14 protein-coding genes and 2 tRNA genes are annotated in these 13,193 nt (G+C 70.0%); 8 read left to right on the top strand and 8 right to left on the bottom strand.

Annotated features, from left to right (window positions below):
* Nucleotides 1-62: 62 nt before the first annotated feature.
* Complete coding sequence (locus tag J1M64_RS15255) at nt 63-1,052, bottom strand: TIGR03557 family F420-dependent LLM class oxidoreductase (RefSeq protein ID WP_067719842.1); 990 nt, start codon at nt 1,050-1,052, stop codon at nt 63-65.
* Between the two features lie 133 nt (nt 1,053-1,185).
* Between J1M64_RS15255 and J1M64_RS15250 the strand changes: the two genes are divergently transcribed.
* Nucleotides 1,186-1,863: an HAD family hydrolase gene (locus J1M64_RS15250; RefSeq protein ID WP_206474642.1), complete on the top strand. Its 678-nt coding sequence runs from the start codon at nt 1,186-1,188 to the stop codon at nt 1,861-1,863.
* 18 nt (nt 1,864-1,881) lie between these two features.
* On the opposite strand, the gene J1M64_RS15245 is transcribed toward J1M64_RS15250, so the two are convergent.
* Nucleotides 1,882-3,288, bottom strand: a complete 1,407-nt coding sequence (locus J1M64_RS15245; RefSeq protein WP_206474778.1) for an MFS transporter — start codon at nt 3,286-3,288, stop codon at nt 1,882-1,884.
* Nucleotides 3,289-3,408: 120 nt separating this feature from the next.
* Between J1M64_RS15245 and cmrA the strand changes: the two genes are divergently transcribed.
* The 3 genes from cmrA (at nt 3,409) to J1M64_RS15230 (ending at nt 5,112) form a co-directional block, all read left to right on the top strand.
* Nucleotides 3,409-4,227, top strand: coding sequence for a mycolate reductase (gene cmrA / locus J1M64_RS15240; protein WP_206474640.1), 819 nt, complete (start codon nt 3,409-3,411; stop codon nt 4,225-4,227).
* Nucleotides 4,228-4,272: 45 nt separating this feature from the next.
* Nucleotides 4,273-4,941, top strand: coding sequence for an oligoribonuclease (gene orn, locus J1M64_RS15235; RefSeq protein WP_096905813.1), 669 nt, complete (start codon nt 4,273-4,275; stop codon nt 4,939-4,941).
* Between the two features lie 98 nt (nt 4,942-5,039).
* Nucleotides 5,040-5,112, top strand: a tRNA-His gene (locus J1M64_RS15230).
* Nucleotides 5,113-5,233: 121 nt separating this feature from the next.
* Here J1M64_RS15230 and J1M64_RS15225 read toward each other — a convergent pair.
* Together J1M64_RS15225 and J1M64_RS15220 are read right to left on the bottom strand one after the other, a co-directional pair.
* Entirely contained in the window at nt 5,234-6,091 is an 858-nt protein-coding gene (locus J1M64_RS15225) for a hypothetical protein (protein WP_241261580.1), read from the bottom strand.
* A gap of 73 nt (nt 6,092-6,164) precedes the next feature.
* Complete coding sequence (locus J1M64_RS15220; protein ID WP_206474638.1) at nt 6,165-7,154, bottom strand: DUF2804 domain-containing protein; 990 nt, start codon at nt 7,152-7,154, stop codon at nt 6,165-6,167.
* A gap of 109 nt (nt 7,155-7,263) precedes the next feature.
* Between J1M64_RS15220 and J1M64_RS15215 the strand changes: the two genes are divergently transcribed.
* On the top strand, nt 7,264-8,511 hold the full coding sequence (locus J1M64_RS15215; protein ID WP_206474636.1) for a cation:proton antiporter: 1,248 nt from the start codon (nt 7,264-7,266) through the stop codon (nt 8,509-8,511).
* An 88-nt stretch (nt 8,512-8,599) separates the two neighbouring features.
* On the opposite strand, the gene J1M64_RS15210 is transcribed toward J1M64_RS15215, so the two are convergent.
* Entirely contained in the window at nt 8,600-8,812 is a 213-nt protein-coding gene (locus J1M64_RS15210; RefSeq protein ID WP_182634137.1) for a hypothetical protein, read from the bottom strand.
* Between the two features lie 4 nt (nt 8,813-8,816).
* Nucleotides 8,817-10,049 (bottom strand): Ig-like domain-containing protein, encoded by a 1,233-nt coding sequence (locus tag J1M64_RS15205; RefSeq protein WP_206474634.1) that lies wholly within the window; start codon nt 10,047-10,049, stop codon nt 8,817-8,819.
* A 201-nt stretch (nt 10,050-10,250) separates the two neighbouring features.
* Here J1M64_RS15205 and J1M64_RS15200 point away from each other — a divergent pair.
* Nucleotides 10,251-10,323: transfer RNA gene (locus tag J1M64_RS15200), tRNA-Lys, on the top strand.
* A gap of 304 nt (nt 10,324-10,627) precedes the next feature.
* Here J1M64_RS15200 and J1M64_RS15195 read toward each other — a convergent pair.
* Nucleotides 10,628-10,903 (bottom strand): DUF3618 domain-containing protein, encoded by a 276-nt coding sequence (locus J1M64_RS15195; protein ID WP_067719851.1) that lies wholly within the window; start codon nt 10,901-10,903, stop codon nt 10,628-10,630.
* A 151-nt stretch (nt 10,904-11,054) separates the two neighbouring features.
* Between J1M64_RS15195 and J1M64_RS15190 the strand changes: the two genes are divergently transcribed.
* Entirely contained in the window at nt 11,055-11,561 is a 507-nt protein-coding gene (locus J1M64_RS15190; protein WP_120286354.1) for a peroxiredoxin, read from the top strand.
* Between the two features lie 7 nt (nt 11,562-11,568).
* On the top strand, nt 11,569-12,357 hold the full coding sequence (locus J1M64_RS15185) for a TetR/AcrR family transcriptional regulator (protein WP_154830494.1): 789 nt from the start codon (nt 11,569-11,571) through the stop codon (nt 12,355-12,357).
* A gap of 269 nt (nt 12,358-12,626) precedes the next feature.
* On the opposite strand, the gene J1M64_RS15180 is transcribed toward J1M64_RS15185, so the two are convergent.
* Nucleotides 12,627-13,172 carry a holo-ACP synthase gene (locus J1M64_RS15180; protein ID WP_206474633.1) on the bottom strand — a complete coding sequence of 182 codons (546 nt, stop codon included), beginning with the start codon at nt 13,170-13,172 and terminating at the stop codon, nt 12,627-12,629.
* Between the last annotated feature and the right edge of the window lie 21 nt (nt 13,173-13,193).

Genomic DNA, 13,193 nt, shown 5'->3' with positions numbered 1-13,193 from the left:
AGGGCCCGGCCGACCGAGGCACTCGCCCCGGCCGGCCGGACAGCCACTGCGTGGCCCCGCGATCAGCCCGCGGCCTCCCGCAGCCGCGCCAGCAGCGGCTCGGCCGCCTCCTCGAGGAACCGGTCGAGGGTGGAGTCGCCGATCTGGATCAGCGCGATGTCGGTGTACCCGGCCTCCCAGTAGGGCCGCACCTTCTCGACGATCGCGTCGAGGTCGGGCCCGCACGCCAGCTGCTCCCCCACGTCCTCGGGGCGGATGAACTGGGTGGCGGCGGCGAACCCGGCGGTGGTCGGCAGGTCGGAGTTCATGGCCCACCCGCCGGCGAACCACCGGAACTGGTCGTGCGCGCGCTCGACGGCGGCGGACTCCGAGTCGGGGTCCCAGCTGATGGGGATCTGCGCGATCGCGCGGGCGCCGTCACCGATCCGGGTCTGGCCCTCGAGGCCGTTCCACTTCTCGATGTAGCTGCTCTCGGGCTCGGTGGCGATGAGGTGGTCGCCCAGCGGTCCGAGGTGCGCGAGGGCCTTCTCGCCGCCGGCGGCCACGCCGATCGGCACGCGCTTATCTGGTAGGTCCCACAGTCGGGCGGAGTCCACGCGGAAGTGCTCGCCCGAGTAGGTGACCAACCCGCCGTCGAACAGTTCGCGGATGATCTCCAGCGCCTCGACGGTCATCTCGTGGCGCTCATCCACCGACGGCCAGCGCTGCCCCACGACGTGCTCGTTGAGGTTCTCCCCCGCGCCGATGCCGAGCATGAACCGACCGTCGGACATGATCTGCATCGTCGCGGCCTTCTGCGCCACCACGGCCGGGTGGTAGCGCAGGATCGGGCAGGTCACGTAGGTGCACAGGTCGACCCGTTCGGTGACGTGCGCGACCGCCCCGAGCACGCTCCACACGTACGGCGCGTGCCCCTGCGAGCTGAGCCAGGGGAAGTAGTGGTCCGAGGCCACCTCGAAGTCGAACCCCGCCTGCTCGGCCTTGGCCGCGTAGCGCACGAGTTCCTTGGGGCCGGACTGTTCGGTCATGAGGGTGTATCCGAATCGCGTCATGCCTATCGATCGTGCGCGCGGCCGTCCCGCGATGCCACCGGTCCCCGCGTCGGATCGACGCCGCCGCACGTGCCTGGCTCCCCACACCCCCAAGCGGTTGCCGCCCGGCCCGGGGCGCGGCACCGTCGAACACATGACTACCCAGCGCGCTCTTCTCCTCGACGTCGACGGCACTCTCGTGGATTCGACCTACGTACATGTCTGGACCTGGGTCCGCGCTCTCGCCGAGGCCGGTGCGCCGGTGCCGTTCGTGGAGGTCCACCGCCGGATCGGCAAGGACGGTTCGACGATCGTGGAGGAGCTGCTCGACATCGCGGGGATCGACGACGACGAGGAGCGCGAGAGCATCGCGGGCCGGGCCAAGGACCTGCACGGTGAGTACTACGCCGATCAGGCCGGGTCACTGCGGGTTCTGCCGGGGGCCCGCGACCTCGTGCGCGGCGCCAAGGAGCAGGGGTGGATCACGGTGCTGGCCACGTCCGCGCCGCCGTCGGAGTTCGCCGAGGCCCGCGCGTTGCTCGACATCGACGACGTCGTGGACGCCGTGACCACCGGCGAGGACGTCGACCAGGCCAAGCCGGACCCGACGATCGTGGCGATCGCCCTCGAGCGTTCCGGCGTAAACGCCGCGGACGCGGTCATGGTCGGCGACGCGACCTGGGACGCGATCGCCGCGACCAAGCTGGGCATCCGCTCGGTGGCGGTGCGCACCGGCGGGATCGGTGACTCGGAGTTCCGCGACGCCGGGTTCTCGGAGATCGTCGACGACGCCGCCGCGGTGCTGGACCTGCTGAATGCCGGCCGGCTCTGACCGCACTCCCCGGCCCTTTCAGCGTGCGGGCTCCGCGTCCACCCAGGTGCCCTCCGCCTCGGCGCGGCTCGGGGTGCGCACCGGCAGCAGCAGGAGTAGCCCCACCAGCAGTACCAGCCCGATCCCCGCGATGCCCGCGCGGTCGGCCGAGAAAGCCCACGTGAACAGCCCGAACAGGGCGGGTGCGAGGAACGAGACCGCACGGCCGGTGGTGGCGTAGAGCCCGAACATCTGGCCGTCGCCGCCCGGCGGGGCCAGCCGCGCCAGGAAGGACCGGGACGCGGACTGCGCGGGCCCGACGAACAGGCACATCAGCAGCCCGAAGATCCAGAACATGCCCGTGCCGTCGACGAACAGCAGGACGGTCATCGTCGCGATCATCGCCACCAGCGAGCCGATGATCACCGCCTTGGGTCCCACCGTGTCGTCGACCAGTCCCGCGACAGCCGCCCCCAGCGCCGCGACGACGTTGGCCGCCACACCGAAGATCAGGACGTCCCCCGGCGCGAGCCCGTAGACCGTCACGGCCAGGATCGCCCCGAAGGTGAACACCCCCGCCAGCCCGTCCCGGAAGATCGCGCTCGCGAGGAGGAACCTCACCGTCCGCGGATCCCGCCGCCAAAGAGCCTTGAGGTCGCGCCAGAGGATGCGGTACGACTCGAGGAAGCCGGGCTCGTCGTCGTCGCTGTCGAGGGCGTTGTCGTCGCTCCTCCCCGCCCCCGGGCGGTGCTCGGGCACCGACCGCAGCACCGGCAGAGCGAACAGGGCGAACCACACGGCGGCGACGAGGCAGACCAGCCGCACGTTGAGGCCACCGTCGGTGGTGACGCCGAACACCCCGCGCACGGGGCCGTCACCGTAGATGAAGCCGACGAACGCCGCGAGCAGCAGGAAGATCCCGCCGAAGTAGCCCATCGCCCACCCGAACCCGGACACGCGGCCGACGGTGGACGGCGTGGAGACCTGGCGCAGCATCGCGAAGTAGGCGACCTCGGCGAACTCGAACGTGATCGACCCGACCGCCAGCAGCACCAGGCCGACGAAGAACCACGGGTAGGGCGCGTCGGAGTCGACGAGGAACATCAGCGCCGTGAGCAGCACCGTCGCGTAGGTCCAGAGGCCCAGCGCGCGGCGGCGCCGGCCCCCGCGGTCGGCGCGTTGGCCCATCACCGGCGCGGTGAGGGCGATGACCAGCCCGGCCACGGCGATGGAGATCGACAGCCACGTGGCGGCCGAGAACGGCCCGTCGAGGTCCGCACCCACCGAGTCGGTCAGGTAGACGGAGAACACGAAGGTGACGATCACCGCGTTGAACGCCGCCGACCCCCAGTCCCACGTCCCCCAGGCCAGGACTTGCCGGCGGGCGACGCCACGGCGCGATGGTGACGACGACGAGGTGGTCGCTGACGGCGGCGGTGTTCCGATGCTGCTCACGCCGATCAGGCTAGGACCTCCACCACGCTCCGGAGGGCGGCACGCGGGTAAGGTCAGCGCTGCCACACCCGCCGTACGCGGGCGAGCCGAGTGGAAGACCCGAGGAGCCCTATGTCCCTGCCCACGCCCACCGCGTCGAACCGAGCAGTCGTCACCGGCGCCTCCTCGGGGATCGGCATGGCCCTGGCCACCGAACTCGCCCGGCGTGGGCACTCGCTGATCGTGGTGGCCCGACGCGAGGCCGTGTTGCAGGAGCTGGCCGCCCGGCTCGAGGGCGAATTCGGCGTGGCCGTGGAGGTCCGCGCGTGCGACCTCGCCGACCCCGCCGCACGGCAGCCGCTGCTGGACGAGCTGGCCGGGCGCGAGATCTCGGTCCTGTGCAACAACGCCGGCATCGCCACCTTTGGCCCCGTCGCCTCGCTGGACCCGCAGTACGAGAAGCACCAGGTGCAGGTCAACGCCGTGGCGTGCCACGACCTGGTGCTGGCGGTGCTGCCCGGGATGGTCGAGCGGCGCTCCGGGGCGATCCTCAACGTCGGCTCCGCGGCCGGCAACATGCCGATCCCCAACAACGCCACCTACGCCGCATCCAAGGCGTTCCTCAACACCTTCTCCGAGTCGCTGCGGGGCGAGCTCACGGGCTCCGGCGTCAACGTCACGCTGCTCGCGCCCGGCCCGGTGCGCACCGAGGAGATCGCCGAGGAGGAGAAGACCTTCGTCGACCGCCTCGTCCCCGACCGGCTCTGGGTGGACACCGAGTACACCGCCCGCGTCTCACTAGACGCGCTCGCCCGCAACAAGATGCGCATCGTCCCCGGCCCGCTGAGCCAGGCGATGTCCGTGGCCGGGAACTACACCCCGCGCGGCATCATGGCGCCGATCGTCGGAAAATTCTACGCCAAGCTCGGCGAGGGTCAGCAGGAGGGCTGATCGTCCCGCGCGGGGGCCGCGATCCTGCGGCGATATAGTCGAGTGATGCCAGAGCCGACCTCCGCCGAGACCCCTGCCCCCACGTCCTCGCCGACGCCCCACCAGGAGTCCAAGAACGACCGCATCGTCTGGATCGACTGCGAGATGACCGGCCTCGACATCAAGTCCGACGCGCTCGTGGAGATCGCCGCGCTGGTGACCGACTCCGAGCTCAACGTTCTCGGCGACGGGATCGACATCGTCATCCACGCCCCCGACGCCGAGCTCGACGCGATGGTGCCGGTCGTGCGCGACATGCACGCCTCCTCCGGCCTGACCGAGGAGATCCGCGAGTCCACGGTGACGGTCGCCGAGGCCGAGGAGCAGGTCCTCGCCTACATCCGCGAGTGGGTCCCGGTGGCGGGGTCCGCTCCCCTGGCGGGCAACTCGATCGGCACCGACCGCGGGTTCCTCGCCCGGGACATGCCCGAGCTCAACTCGTACCTGCACTACCGGATGATCGACGTCAGCTCCATCAAGGAACTGTGCCGCCGCTGGTACCCCCGCATCTACTTCGGCCAGCCGGAGAAGGGCATGTCGCACCGGGCCCTGGCGGACATCAAGGAATCCATCCGCGAGCTCGCGTACTACCGGGCCACCGCGTTCGTCCCCCAGCCCGGCCCGACCAGTGACGAGGTCAAGCAGGCCGCCGCCGATCTGCCCGCGGTCGACTGACGCCCGTCCGGGTCGCGGCTACTGACCCCACCTGCGGATTTCTCGGCGACGGGCCCCACGGGGTAAAGTCGTCAGCGCTGTCCGCGAGGACGGCGGTGGTGGCTGTAGTTCAGCTGGTAGAGCACCAGATTGTGATTCTGGATGTCGCGGGTTCGAGCCCCGTCAGCCACCCCGACTGAATGGCGGGTGACGCGCACTTCGTGCGCGTCACCCGCCATTCGCCTTTCGCCGCAAGAGATGAAGGAGCCGCCCCCACCTAGCTTGGCGGGGGCGGCTTCTCGTCATTTCGAACCTAGTTGCCGCCCAGGGCGCCGTCTTCGAAGAGAGACGATCCGCAGAGGCGATCACCCTCAAGTCCCATCCCCTGCCGCCACGCCATATCTGAGCAGTTCCCCTCCAAGTACCGGCTCTCGGCTGCGCCTGGCTGATTGGCGCAGTAATCGGTGCTCTGAATCGTCCCATCCGACATCCGGGACGGCCCAGGAGTACCGAAGAGGCATTCAACGACGTACGGTTCGGCAGCAGCAGCCGGGGATGACTGAGCAGGTGCTGCTGCTGGAGGTACAGGCGCTGCTGGCGGATCAGGGGTCGATGACGCCGACTGTATGTCGATCTCAGCAAGGTCGAGGACGAAGACTTCAGCGATCGGGCCGCCCTGCGGTGTCGGGGTGTTTATCAGGATCTCCGATTCAGGGTTGACGTCGTCGTGGAGCCACCGCACCCCACGGAACTTGTCACCACTCTGTACGTTCCGGGCATCCAACTCCTCAATGTCCCCACAGGTAGTCGACACCGTCCGATCCCGCGTGATGTACCCGTCCGGATCCCGTTCGCGAATGGTCCCCGTGTTCAACACTTCCCTCGTTCCGTCTCCGGTCACGACTTCCACGTCTACTTCGAGGGCGATATTGGTGTTCGGGTAATCGCCGCACTGTGCGGGAAGGTAGACGCGCTCGATCGTGACGTCCGCGGTGTAGTTCGGGCCGTTGACGGTGAACGGCTCACCTAGCGCGATCGAGGTCTCGGTGGGCTCAACTGGAGCGGTGGTGATCACCTCTGTGGTCTGCGTGGCTTCGGGCTCGGCACTCGGGCTGGAACATCCAGCAAGGGCAAGAATTGCCACGGCGGCAATAGCGAGGATCGAGCGCATGAGCAGCCTTACGTCGAGGAAATCTATTCGTACCACGCTGAAACGCCGATGACATCAGGACCAAAGCAGAGCGCTACCAGCGGTTGCGGGACTGCTCCGCCCAGCCGACCAGCCCGTCGAGCGAGACCTGCGACCCGTCGTCCAGGACCCCGGTGCCGCTCCAGACGCCGAAGGCCTGGTGCGTCTTCACCGCCAGCACACCGAACTCGGTGATGTCGCGGCGCAGATGGAACGGCGTGAGCGTCGCGTCGAGGCGCTCGCCCCGCACCCGCCAGGGCCCCGCCGGATCCGTGAGGTCGTAGCTCCACCGCAGGTCCTCGCCGAGCTTGTGCATCCGGCCGTCCACCAGGATCCCGTTCTCGGTGGACCCTGTGCCGTCCGTCCACTTCCCACCGACCTGGATCGCGCGTGTCGAGCCGTCCACCACCCCACTGCCGGCGCCCCAGTTCCAGGTGGTCGCATAGCGCCAGCGGCCACGCCCGCGGTCCAGGACCGCCCACCCCGTGCCGAGGTCGTGCGTCGTGCCGTCCAGGGTCACCGTGCCGGTGACGGGATTGGCGGGATCCTTGAGCGTGTACTGGAACCGGCGCTCACTCCACGGCACCACCACCGCGAGACTGTCATGGCCCGCGCGCTCGACCTCCAGGCTCACCTGCAGTCCCCGCGCCTGCACACGGATGGAGGTGCGCCCCTCGTCGTCGTCGTCGACCTCGATCCCCACGCGCCCCGCACCCACGCCGGCCGACGCGTGAAGGGTCCCGTCACCGGGGTCGTCGCCGAAGCGGGGCCGGTGCAGGGGCCGGATGCCGCTGCGGGTCGTCTCCACGCCCGTCCGGCGGTCCAGCACATAGACCGCGCAGTTGGCCAGGTAGTCCAGACCCGCCACCGTCAGCCCCATCACGAACCGGTCGGTGACGATCCCCCAGTACTCCCAGCGCTTGGTGCGGCCCCAACCGGCGATCCGTGTGCGGTGCACGGGCGACCGGGACCACCCCACCGCCTCCGGGTTGAGCCGGCGGCCGCAGGCCAGGTCGACGGGCCGGGTGATCTCGCGCTCGGTCATGGGATCACTCTTGCAGGTGCCTGCGCCGCGGCGGGCGGAGAGCACGGATGCGGAAGCGCCCGGGCTCTCCTATGGTGCGGGGTGATCCGACTGACCCGGGGAGGAACCGTTGTCCACGCTCGATGTGTTGCTGGCGATTGTCGGGGCGCTCGGGGTGGTGATCGTGGCCTTCTCCGCGCGACTACGCCAGTGGCCCGTGACGGAGCCACTGCTCGCGCTCGTCGCCGGGATCGTCCTGGGGCCGGCGGTCCTCGGGGTGCTCGACGTGCCCGACATCGTCGCCGAACATTCGACCATCCACCACGGCGCGGAGATCCTCCTGGCCATCTCGGTGATGGGCGTGGCCCTGCGGTACCCCTTCTCGGCGATCAGGACCCACTGGCGTCGACTCGCGTTGCTGCTGGTGCTCGTCCTGCCCGGGATGGCGCTCGTCTCCACCGGGCTGGCGATGTGGGTGCTCGGCATCCCCTTCGCACTCGCCCTGCTGTTCGGAACCGCCATCTGCCCCACCGACCCCGTCCTCGCGTCGAGCGCGGTCACCGGAGAGGAGGCCGAGGAGGACCTGCCGGAGCACGACCGCCAACTACTGTCGCTCGAGTCGGGCGCGAACGACGGGCTCGCCCTCCCCCTCGTCCTGGTCGCGCTGGCCGTCGCCACCCCGCTCACCGCCGGGCAGGCGGCCGGTGAGGCCGCCTGGCAGATCGCGGGCGCCCTCATCGTGGGGATCGTCGCGGGCGTGGCGGCCGCCACAGCGCTGCACTTCTCGGAACGACACCACGACACCGAGACCGGGCCGATTCTGCTGTACACACTCCTCCTGGCGTTGCTCGTCCTGGGAGTATCGGGCATCATCGGGGTCAACGGCATCTTCGGCGCGTTCGTCGCCGGACTCGCGTTCAACGTCGCCAGCTCCGGCAGTGAACGCCGGACCGAGGTGGAGATCGACGAGGCCGTCAACCAGTTCGCCGTGATCCCCTTCTTCGTCGCTCTCGGCGCGATGATCCCGTGGGCCGAGTGGGGCCGGCTCGGATGGGGGGCGGTGTGGCTCACGGCCGCGGTGCTGCTGCTGCGCCGGCCGCCGCTGATCCTCGCCGTGATGAAACCGCTGGGGCTGAAGGCGCGCGGCGCCGCCTACCTCGGCTGGTTCGGGCCCGTCGGCGTCGCGGCGGTCTTCTACCTGACGGAGGAGGCATCCCGAGCGGGTGCGGACCCGGTACTGCTCGGTGCGGGCACGCTGATCGTCGTGGCCAGTACCGTCGCGCACGGCCTCACCGCCGCACCCGGACGCGCGCTGTACCGGGCTGCCGCAGAGCGCGATCCGAGGTCGCCCACCTCGTCGTCGTCGTCGTCGTCCTGAAGTCGTCCTGAACCCCGCCACGGGGTTCTCACCACTGCCCTCGCGGTTCTCACCTCTGCACTTGGGGCCCGCCGGTCACCCGGGGGTTCTACTCGAGGTCCCGACTGTCGCCGGTCCCCGCGTCGAGCTCGTCACCACCGGGGCCGCGCGACTCGCGATGGGCGGCCTCCACCGCCCAGATCATGACACCGACCGACGGGCCCAGGGCCACGCCCAGCCCGATATTGTCCAGCGCGGCCCCGAACGCCACGCCGATCCCCATCCCGATGCCGATCCACAGGCCCAGCCGGGAGGAATCCATCGGCTCAGGCCGCGCCCTGATCGGCGTTGCCGGCCTTCCAGGTCTCCCACGGGACGTTCCAGTCGCCCAGGCCGTCCCAGCCCGGCAGCGTGTCGCCCACCGTGCCGGTGACCTCGAAGATGTCGCCGCGCTTGGCGTTGTCGTAGAACCACTTCGCGTCCGCCGTAGTGACGTTGAGGCAGCCGTGGCTCGTGTTCTGGCTTCCCTGCGCCCAGACCGACCACGGCGCGGCGTGGACGAAGATGCCGCTGTACGACATCCGGGTCGCGTACTGCACCGGGGTGCGATACCCCTCGGCCGAGTCCACGGCCACGCCGTACGTCGACGAGTCCATGATCATCGAGGCGTGCTTCTCACCGATGACGTAGACCCCGTTGGGGGTCGGGGTGGCGGCCTTGCCCATCGAGGTGGGCATGGTCTTGACGACCTCGCCGTTGCGCTCGATGACGATCTGCTTGGTCGAGTCGTCCACCCGGGAGATCACGGCGTCGCCGATCTCGAAGCTGCTCTGGGCGTCCTGCTGGCCGTACATCCCGCCGCCGAGGTCCTGGCCGTAGATGTCGACGTGGACGTCGATCTTGGTGCCGGGCGCCCAGTACTCGGCCGGACGCCAGCGGACCTCCTGGTCGGAGACCCAGTAGAACGCGCCCTCGACCGCGGGCTCGGTCGTGATGTGGATGTTGTCCTGAGCCGCCCGACGGTCCGCGATCGGCTCGTCGAACATCACCGCGACCGGCTGTCCGATGCCCACCACGGATCCCTCACCCGTGGTCAGGTAGGCCGCCGTCATGATGGTGGGCGTCAGCGTGGTGAAGCTGGCGTTCCTCCGTGTGACCAGGCCGGCCTCGTCCGTGGCGGTCGACTCCAGCGTGTACTGGCGGCCGTAGCCGAGCTCCTCGGTGGTGCGCCACTCGGTGAACTCGGGGTTGAACTCGCCCTCGACCTGGAGGCCCTCGGGATTGCGCATCACCACCGAATCGAACCGGCCGTCCGTCGCAGTGAGCACGATGGGCTCGACCGGGTTGGCGTCGGTGGAACCCTCCGCCACCGACAGGTCGATCACGGCGGAGGGCTCCGCCGGTGCCTCGGCAACCTGGGTGTCCTGCGCACCGCCGTCGCCGATGGTGCAGCCGGTGAGCAGGAGCGTCCCCGTGAACACCACGGCCAGTCCGAGGCGGGCCTTCGACCAGATTCCGGTCGCTCGCCGCCCCGTCCGATCCGTTGTGCTCACGTTCACTGATGCCCCTTCCGACGTGCGCTTCCCCCCGGACGCAGCCGCGGCCGAGAAGATGTCCCCTCCAGTATGCCTGGTCACATGGCCGCACTCCATATCGAAACTCCTGGGGCCGCAGGGACCTCAACCCCGTCTCACCCCTTCTGACCAGGCGATTTCGTGAACCAGCCCGGCTGCTGTTACTGTTTCTCTCGCACCAAGCAAGCGCCATTAGCTCAATTGGCAGAGCAGCTGACTCTTAATCAGCGGGTTCGGGGTTCGAGTCCCTGATGGCGCACAAGAGAGAAAGCCCCGGGTCCACGACCCGGGGCTTTCTCGTGTGCCGGGCCGCCTCCCCCGCACCGGATCGCTTGTCAGAGCGGGGCTCAACGGGTGGCCGGTCGGACGGGACGACCGGGGAAGCCGAGAGGAAACGGCGAGAGCGTCCCGCACACGCCCCCGGTGACGGGGGTGGGCGGAACGCTCTCGGGAGTCGGGCGGCGACGACTCCGCCGGGGCAGGGTCCCCGGGCGGGGCTCCGGACGCCCGGGCGCGCAGGGTCCCCGGGCGGGGCTCCGGACGCCCGGGCGAGGCCGGTCGACTCAGAGGGCCCGACGGGCCGCCAGGTAGGCCTCGATGCGCTGACGCTCCTTGCGCTTGTTGACCATTGACACGGTGATCCCGCCGACGACCAACGTCGCGATACCCCCGAGCACCGCCAGGACGCGCGGGTCCTTGAGTGCCGCGGTGGCGCGCTCCTTGCCCTCGGACGCGAGGTTCTTCGGATTCACCCGGTCGATGATCTCGTCCAAGGTCGTCGCGAGATCGTCACGCGCCTTGGCGATGTCGCCTTCGATGCTGTCGTAACTCCTGGACACGAGACCTCCGTCGATCGCTCGTCCGCGGGGCGCCCCGCGGGTTCTTGACCCCGCCCACGCTACTGCACCCGGCGTGGATCCGCGCCCGTGCGCCGAAGCATCGGATAGGTTGGGATGGTCCGCCGCCCCGACCCGACCCCCAGGAGCACCGGTGACCGCACCACGGCTCGAGGTGGGCCAGACGGCCCCCGCCTTCACCCTCCCCGACGCCGACGGCACACCCACGTCGCTCCGGGAGCTCCTCGCCGAGCACGGGAAGGTCCTCGTGTACGTCTACCCGGCCGCGATGACACCGGGCTGTACCACTGAGACCGTGGACTTCGAGAACGCGCTGCAACAGTTGAACGACTCTGGCCTCGGCGTGGTCGGCGTCTCCCCCGACGCCCCCGAGAAGCTGGCGCGGTTCCGTGACAAGTACGGCATCACGTTCCCCCTCCTGTCGGATCCGGACAAGACGATGCTCACCGAGTGGGGAGCCTTCGGCGAGAAGAAGAACTACGGCAAAACGGTGATGGGCGTGATCCGCTCGACCTTTGTCGTCGACTCCGACGGCACCGTGTCGATGGCCCGGTACAACGTCCGCGCCAAGGGCCACGTGGCGATGGTCGCCAAGCTGCTCGAGATCGAGTTGCCCGAATCCGATCCCGCGGAGGGCTGACCCACCCATGACCACCGACTCGTCCGAACGCGCGCAGGAGCCGCCGCAGGATCCCACCGACGAGGCCGTCCAGGACGAACCGAACATCCTCGTCCCCCGCCGCCGGCCCATCCAGGAGCGCAGCCGCAAGAAATTCCAGGCGCTACTGTCCTCGGCCCGGGAAGTGCTGGTCGAGGTGGGATTCGACTCGTTCACCTGCGAGGAGGTCGCCTCACGTGCGGGCGTTCCGATCGGGACGCTCTACCAGTTCTTCGCCAACAAGTACGTGCTGGTGTGCGAGCTGGACCGCCAGGACGCCCACGGGGTGATCGAGGAGGTCGAGCGGTTCGCCCAGAAGATCCCGGCGCTGGACTGGCCCGAGCTGCTCAACGATTTCCTGGACCACCTGGCCGACCTGTGGTTGCGCGACCCCTCCCGTCGGGCGGTCTGGCTCGCGACGCAGGCCACTCCCGCCACCCGCGCCACGGCGGCGGTGAACGAGCGCGAGATCGCCCGGATGATCGCCAGCGTGCTGGCACCGCTCATGCCCGCCACCGAGCGTGAGCGCCGCGCGTTCATGGCAGAGGTCCTGGTCCACGTGGCGTACTCGATGCTCAACTTCTCGGTCAGCGCCGGCCACGTCCCCCCGGGCCCCGTCACCAGCGCGGACCCCGGGGATGGCAGCGGGGTCTCCTCCGGCGCGAGCAGCGGTTCGGCCGGTGGCGAGGACATCCACGACGCCACCGTCACCGAGCTCAAGCGGATGCTCACCGCCTACCTCTGGCTGGCGGAGAAGGAAGCAGCCCAGAGCGACTGACCCGCCTGGCGGCGGCCCGACGGGCCTGTTCCCGCGGGTGGGCGCTACCGACCCGGTGGCGTCGCACCGACTCCACCGACAGGTGCGCGCCCGGAATGGATTATTCAGAGCGCACGGCCCCTCCATCTGCGAGCAGACCGGACGCACAAGCCGAAGAGGACGCGTTAGTCGCCGGCGCGGCGGTGGCCGGGCGCAGGCGGTGGCCGGGCGCAGGCGGTGGCCGGACGCAAACGGCAGCCCGGCGCGCACAGCGGCTGGCGGCCGCGCTACTAGCCGCCCGGGCCCTCGAGCACCACGAACGCGATCGCCGATCCACCGTCGTGACTGAGTGAGACGTTCCAACGAGCGCCCTCGCCGATTGTCGCGGCCACCTGACGGGCCACCTCTCCCCCGAGCCGCACGGAGGGTCGACCCCAGTTATCGCACACGGTCTCGATCTCGGACCACCGCAGCAGGTCCGGAGCAATGGGCGGGGGCTCGCCATAAAGCGCCGCCGACCATGCCTTGACGACCGCCTCCTTCGCCGCCCAGCGGGCAGCGAGGTGACGCGCCAGCGGGTCCTCCCGGCGGGCGGGCGCCGGCCCCGAGGTCGCTGGCGCCGAGGTCCCAGGCGCCGAGGCCCCCGACGCACCTGACGACGACGACACCGTGGCCTCCCCCGGTCTCGCCCCGCGGGATTCGGCGCGTTCGCGGCACTGCCTGCGCTCGGTGGCCGAGAACGCCCTGGTGAGCCGCGTGCCGGGTTCGGCCAGAGACGCGGCGAAGGCGCCGAGGTCGACGATGTCGACCCCGACGCCTCTCACCCCGGTCGTCACTGCTCTGCCGTCACTGCCCGG

The sequence above is a fragment of the Dietzia sp. KRD202 genome (genome assembly GCF_017168155.1).
GTDB lineage: Bacteria > Actinomycetota > Actinomycetes > Mycobacteriales > Mycobacteriaceae > Dietzia > Dietzia kunjamensis.
The sequence above is the reverse complement of the archived record's forward strand: the minus strand, read 5'-3'. Positions and strand labels throughout refer to the sequence as shown.

Coding starts and splice junctions, on each gene's coding strand:
- J1M64_RS15255 (WP_067719842.1), bottom strand. CDS start 1,052: ATGACGCGATTCGGATACACCCTCATGACCGAACAGTCCGGCCCCAAG.
- J1M64_RS15250 (WP_206474642.1), top strand. CDS start 1,186: ATGACTACCCAGCGCGCTCTTCTCCTCGACGTCGACGGCACTCTCGTG.
- cmrA (WP_206474640.1), top strand. CDS start 3,409: ATGTCCCTGCCCACGCCCACCGCGTCGAACCGAGCAGTCGTCACCGGC.
- orn (WP_096905813.1), top strand. CDS start 4,273: ATGCCAGAGCCGACCTCCGCCGAGACCCCTGCCCCCACGTCCTCGCCG.
- J1M64_RS15225 (WP_241261580.1), bottom strand. CDS start 6,091: ATGCGCTCGATCCTCGCTATTGCCGCCGTGGCAATTCTTGCCCTTGCT.
- J1M64_RS15220 (WP_206474638.1), bottom strand. CDS start 7,154: ATGACCGAGCGCGAGATCACCCGGCCCGTCGACCTGGCCTGCGGCCGC.
- J1M64_RS15210 (WP_182634137.1), bottom strand. CDS start 8,812: ATGGATTCCTCCCGGCTGGGCCTGTGGATCGGCATCGGGATGGGGATC.
- J1M64_RS15185 (WP_154830494.1), top strand. CDS start 11,569: ATGACCACCGACTCGTCCGAACGCGCGCAGGAGCCGCCGCAGGATCCC.